Annotated in this window: 7 protein-coding genes; 1 reads left to right on the plus strand and 6 read right to left on the minus strand. The window is 45.0% G+C overall.

Features of this window, described 5'->3' with window-relative positions; translation table 11 throughout:
- Positions 1–194 precede the first annotated feature (194 nt).
- Positions 195–590: a hypothetical protein gene (locus BKE30_RS15330; RefSeq protein ID WP_076879427.1), complete on the plus strand. Its 396-nt coding sequence runs from the start codon at positions 195–197 to the stop codon at positions 588–590.
- A gap of 115 nt (positions 591–705) precedes the next feature.
- On the opposite strand, the gene BKE30_RS15335 is transcribed toward BKE30_RS15330, so the two are convergent.
- The 6 genes from BKE30_RS15335 to BKE30_RS15360 all read right to left on the minus strand — a co-directional run bounded on the left by BKE30_RS15335 (position 706) and on the right by BKE30_RS15360 (position 4,028).
- A complete protein-coding gene (locus BKE30_RS15335; RefSeq protein ID WP_076879428.1) occupies positions 706–1,122 on the minus strand; it encodes a hypothetical protein in 417 nt (138 codons plus the stop codon).
- A gap of 64 nt (positions 1,123–1,186) precedes the next feature.
- Positions 1,187–1,861, minus strand: a complete 675-nt coding sequence (locus BKE30_RS15340) for a hypothetical protein (protein WP_076879429.1) — start codon at positions 1,859–1,861, stop codon at positions 1,187–1,189.
- A gap of 60 nt (positions 1,862–1,921) precedes the next feature.
- A complete protein-coding gene (locus BKE30_RS15345) occupies positions 1,922–2,509 on the minus strand; it encodes a hypothetical protein (protein WP_076879430.1) in 588 nt (195 codons plus the stop codon).
- A gap of 19 nt (positions 2,510–2,528) precedes the next feature.
- Positions 2,529–3,299, minus strand: coding sequence for a hypothetical protein (locus BKE30_RS15350; protein WP_076879431.1), 771 nt, complete (start codon positions 3,297–3,299; stop codon positions 2,529–2,531).
- 4 nt (positions 3,300–3,303) lie between these two features.
- Entirely contained in the window at positions 3,304–3,531 is a 228-nt protein-coding gene (locus BKE30_RS15355) for a hypothetical protein (protein WP_076879432.1), read from the minus strand.
- Complete coding sequence (locus BKE30_RS15360) at positions 3,528–4,028, minus strand: hypothetical protein (RefSeq protein WP_076879433.1); 501 nt, start codon at positions 4,026–4,028, stop codon at positions 3,528–3,530. Before BKE30_RS15360 ends, BKE30_RS15355 begins: the two co-directional genes overlap by 4 nt.
- Positions 4,029–4,548 lie beyond the last annotated feature (520 nt).

Below are 4,548 nucleotides of genomic sequence, written 5' to 3' on the forward strand. Positions count from 1 at the left end.
TAATCTCGCAGGCCAGCCAGAAGCAATCTGATCTGGTCTATTTTAAAAAAGCACTTGAACAATGGCAGGAATATCACCGCCAGCATTAATGGGGTGTGTAAGGAAACATACAGTCTTTTCCTATTTATATATAGCCAAAATAATTAATATAGAAGTATAATAGTATTTATGATAATGAGCCAGAGATTCCTGCCATGCATGCCAATACCCTGCCCTTACACTATTCAGAAAGGATCATTAACCGGCTGGTTGAGCAGCATGGCTGGATAAAGCTCAATGAAGGAGCAGCTGAGAAGTTGATTGCCGGAATGGCTTCAGCAGGTGAACTTTCTACGGGTAGCCGTACACTGACAGCCAGTTTTAATGAAAACGGAAGATATCTTAGCCTACAACTTGGCTTTGATGAGCTACTGGATATGGATATGCGTGATTTTGGGCTGACCAGTGACCCTGACAAACTTGTACAAGGTACAAGTTTGTTTAATCAGGCAGCTGATCGCTATGCTGACACCAAAAATGCTCAATTGACCCAACAAAAGCTTAATCAAGCTATTGAGCAGTATTTCCAGCGGTTTGCTGATCCTGTCTAATATTTTTAAGGAATGCTTTGAATGGCAAGCATTCCTTTGTGAGTAACAGAAAGTGTTAAGCGGTCACTCCCAAGGAATATTTCCTATTTAATTGAATAATTATCAGCATCAAGAATTATTTCAATTGCTGGATCATTTGCTGGTAATTGACCTGCTTTGCTCTCTGATCGGCCTGAGCCAGTACCGCCTTAAGCTCTTCACCTTCATAGTTATAAACCGTATTATCCGCTGTAATTTGCTGACGTTTGGCCTGCACTGCCAGATCATTAGGAAATGCATTTGCTTCTTCAACGAGGCTGGCCAGCTCACTGTCTTCAATAGGCTTGTTATTCCAGATATTGGCCTCTTCTCGGGTCATTGGGCAGCTCCAGCGCGAAGAGGTTAGATTAACCGATGTCTTTTCACATGCAACCCCATCGGCATTTTTCTTGGGGAACCAGTCTGACCAGCTAAAACTAATATATAACGCAGCAAGGGCAAATATTGCCATAATTACCGGTGCAACAGGACTTTCAACAGTTACGTGACTCATTGTATTTCTCGCTATAAGTATGATGGATAACCTGAACCTGATGGCCGTATTGGGTTAATTGGAATTATTGTTCACCCCATTCAACGATATACTGGTCAAGCGCATACCTAGACATCTCGCTGTAATAGCGAAGAATATGGGCATTGTTAATTTCCATGGGCACGAAAAAGCTGATCACGCTCCATGCAAGGTCATGGCCATAATCACATGAGTCATGGTCGGTAAACAGGTCGATCCGGTCAGTCGTGCCAATAATAACCAGCACACTGGACAGCCAGACTAATATCATCAGGCTGACAGCCAGTGCTGAATCCAGCAGGCCTGAACGAGCCAGTAAAGCCGCCAGTACCCAGCTAATCCCAGTGCTGGCCAGAACATAAAGATATTTATTACGGCGGCACATCCTGTAATACTGTTTTAATTGATCAATCTGTGCTTCAGTGTGGGGAGCAGCATCTGAGCGGCTTTCTACCATCAGGACATAACTGGAACACCTATCAGTAAAATCAACCTGATCCAGTATGATCCTGTTCTTTGTGTCATTGTCCTGACCAGCGCTTCCATACTTTTTAAGCCAGACGTTAAACCCATAGTCTGCACCATGGCTATAAAAGTAGCGCACTGCCTCAACCTGTCCAGCCTCTAGCAAATACAGGGGGACTTTATTAGGCGGTAATGAATGTGGTGCCTGCGACAACGGCTGGTAACCAAAGAAGGCTGGTGGAAATTCAAGTTTCATGAGGTTAAGGCATTTGGGAAATTATGGTTTGAACAGCATTGGTCTGGTACAACCGATTGCTTAGGCATCATTCCAAATCACTATTTTATTGAACAAGACCCGAGCAGCTAACTTTGGATACTGCTGCCGCATCCATGCGCGGGTAGGCTGGTAATGTTTAGGAATCGGTAGGTAGTTATCCAGCAGGATGCCAATAAAGGCGGCATAGAACATGCAACCCAATAACACAATGAGGATTAGGCCAGTGGGGTCGGCGCTAGACAGATACCCAATAACAGCACAAGCCACATAACCGAGCAGGCCGGTTGTCCAAATCAACTGCCTGATCCTGCATTGACGGCTATAGTAGGCCTTTAGTTCCAGCAGCTGCTCATCCGTGGTCGGCTGGATATACTGTAATGTTTCTACTGATACAGTAAGGTCATTGAATGACGCATTAAAATCCACCTGAGCTACAGGCACAACGGCTGCAATCCGCCTGATCTGAACCCGATATCCATAGTCGGCACCCTGCTCTGCGAAGTACTTGACCGCCTCAATTTCGCAGGGGGTCAGCAGGTAGACGGGCTTATCCTGCACTGGCAGGGGGAAAGGTGCCGCTGACAATGACTTGAATCCAAAAAATTCAGGCTTTAATGAAATTTTCATGGTAAAAATTTCCTAGTGATTACTGGCCAATGGCCACTGGCTGATAACCGAGCACATTGCCATCATCACTCACTACGTTCTCATCAATGAACTCTACACTGGCATAGTTGGCCTTGATGTGGATCAGCCCTGCCCTGATGTCTGGAAACTCATATGATTCCACCATGTGCTGATAGATAAACTTACAGACAATGGCTTGGCCAGTACTGGGATGAATGGCCAGCTCAATGTGATAGTCAGCCGATTGGGGATGGGTGATTGCAAAGCCCACGGTGCCAGCAATGGGTAGTTTACGGATACTGTCCAATTGCTCACTGCTATTGAGGTATGGCAGCAGTACTTGTATGGCCTCAGCCAGAGAGTCGATATCTGGCATGCTGTTATCAGTTTCCACCGTGTCATAGACACTGAACCAGATTGTGTACTGGTTGGTGTAAGGGTTACCGCCACCGAGAAAGAAATTAGGGTGTAACAGGCGGATCAGCTGAACCAGCGGCTCATAGTAATAGCCACTCGATTGTGTATTAAGCAGGATTGACCAGTCCGGCTGCTTGGTAAGCTGCCATTGTTGCAGGTGGAGGCAGACAATTTCCCATTCCACGTCCGTCACCAGACTGGAGGATGCATCATAATCCTCTTCCAGCCGCTTCTTGATGGCTTCATGGCGCTCGATGACCCGCGCATGGCGCTTTTGCTGCTTGGCCAGTTCGTGTTGCAACCGTCTTAGCTGTTCCTGTTCCGGATTAGTCTGTGTAACAGCTTTTTGGTTTTTTTGCGTGGTTTGCTTCATTATTTTAAGTTCCCAAGCTGGAATACCCCAGCAGGCTGCCCAGCTGTTGCCAAGCTGCCTTGCCGTATTGTTCGCGTAGTTGCGGATTCTGGAAAATATGCAGGCAATCCTGCCTTGTCCAGCATTCAGGTTCACCAGTGCAAATGCGGTTTACACGCAGGTAGTTGGTTTTAAGTCGCCTTTGCTTGCCGCTTTGCGGCTGGCTACCGGCCGCAGGCCTGCCCTGTTTCATACCGGCAACCTGATGTGCGTCTTAGCTGTGCTTACTAGGCCTAACTGGCCATATGCCCTGTCAAGAATCCAATAGGTTTGTTCAAGTGCTGCGATACACTGTGGCTTGGCCAAGCCGGTCACATTCATCAGCTGCTCTAAAAAGGTAAGACGGGTAATTTGTCCCAGTAACTGTAAGCGGTGAATGATAGTGGGCAGGTCAATAAGCCGCTTACAAAACCCCTTGGGCACCTCAAAAAGCCAGTCTATGACGTTAATAGTGCGTTCAAGCTTAAGGTCATGGCTATACTCTTCTAGCATCAGGTTTTCGATACAGACCTGAAACTTGGCAATCTGTGCCAGCGTGCTGTAGCGCAATACCTCATAGTCGTCATCAGTATGGACGATAAATTCAGGCACCTGTGCCTTGGACTCAAGGGCTGCAATCAAGGGGGTAAACCCCGTGACGCGAACGTCATTTAACTGGCCAGAAACCTGTTTTAGCGTATAGCAAAGCATATGGCACCTTTTATTTATTCATTAATTAACTATTAAGTTAATTATGTGATAATCACAAAATTAAATCCATATATATTGCCAATTTAATTAAAATATTTAACAAAATAATGTATTATTAATTATTACTTAAGGGATTAATATATTTTGTATGTTATTACCATATAGGGGCTAGTAGATTATTAATGATTTATTGAGGCAAATGAGCTTATATCCCTACTTGCCTTAGGAGCGCTTGACGCTAGAAACACCCTCTGCTTGAAGCAGCGGGTTAGTACCGCATAGCCCATGTAATCTTAGAATCAATACCGCAGGCTATAAGCGACAAGGATGGTTAAATATCGGAAAGACCAATAACTAATAAATTATAATATATTGCCAAATTAATTAAATTAGTAGTATAATAGGCCATGTTAAATAGTCGGCAGTGCCGGAGAATATCATGAAAAAATATGCTGACCTGCTGTCATCACAGCAGCAAAATTTCCAGCAGGCATTACTTTCCACAGTACCTACACAATAC

The organism is Alkanindiges hydrocarboniclasticus (assembly GCF_001982605.1).
GTDB lineage: Bacteria > Pseudomonadota > Gammaproteobacteria > Pseudomonadales > Moraxellaceae > Alkanindiges > Alkanindiges hydrocarboniclasticus.

Coding starts and splice junctions, on each gene's coding strand:
- BKE30_RS15335 (WP_076879428.1), bottom strand. CDS start 1,122: ATGAGTCACGTAACTGTTGAAAGTCCTGTTGCACCGGTAATTATGGCA.
- BKE30_RS15345 (WP_076879430.1), bottom strand. CDS start 2,509: ATGAAAATTTCATTAAAGCCTGAATTTTTTGGATTCAAGTCATTGTCA.
- BKE30_RS15340 (WP_076879429.1), bottom strand. CDS start 1,861: ATGAAACTTGAATTTCCACCAGCCTTCTTTGGTTACCAGCCGTTGTCG.
- BKE30_RS15350 (WP_076879431.1), bottom strand. CDS start 3,299: ATGAAGCAAACCACGCAAAAAAACCAAAAAGCTGTTACACAGACTAAT.
- BKE30_RS15360 (WP_076879433.1), bottom strand. CDS start 4,028: ATGCTTTGCTATACGCTAAAACAGGTTTCTGGCCAGTTAAATGACGTT.
- BKE30_RS15355 (WP_076879432.1), bottom strand. CDS start 3,531: ATGAAACAGGGCAGGCCTGCGGCCGGTAGCCAGCCGCAAAGCGGCAAG.
- BKE30_RS15330 (WP_076879427.1), top strand. CDS start 195: ATGCATGCCAATACCCTGCCCTTACACTATTCAGAAAGGATCATTAAC.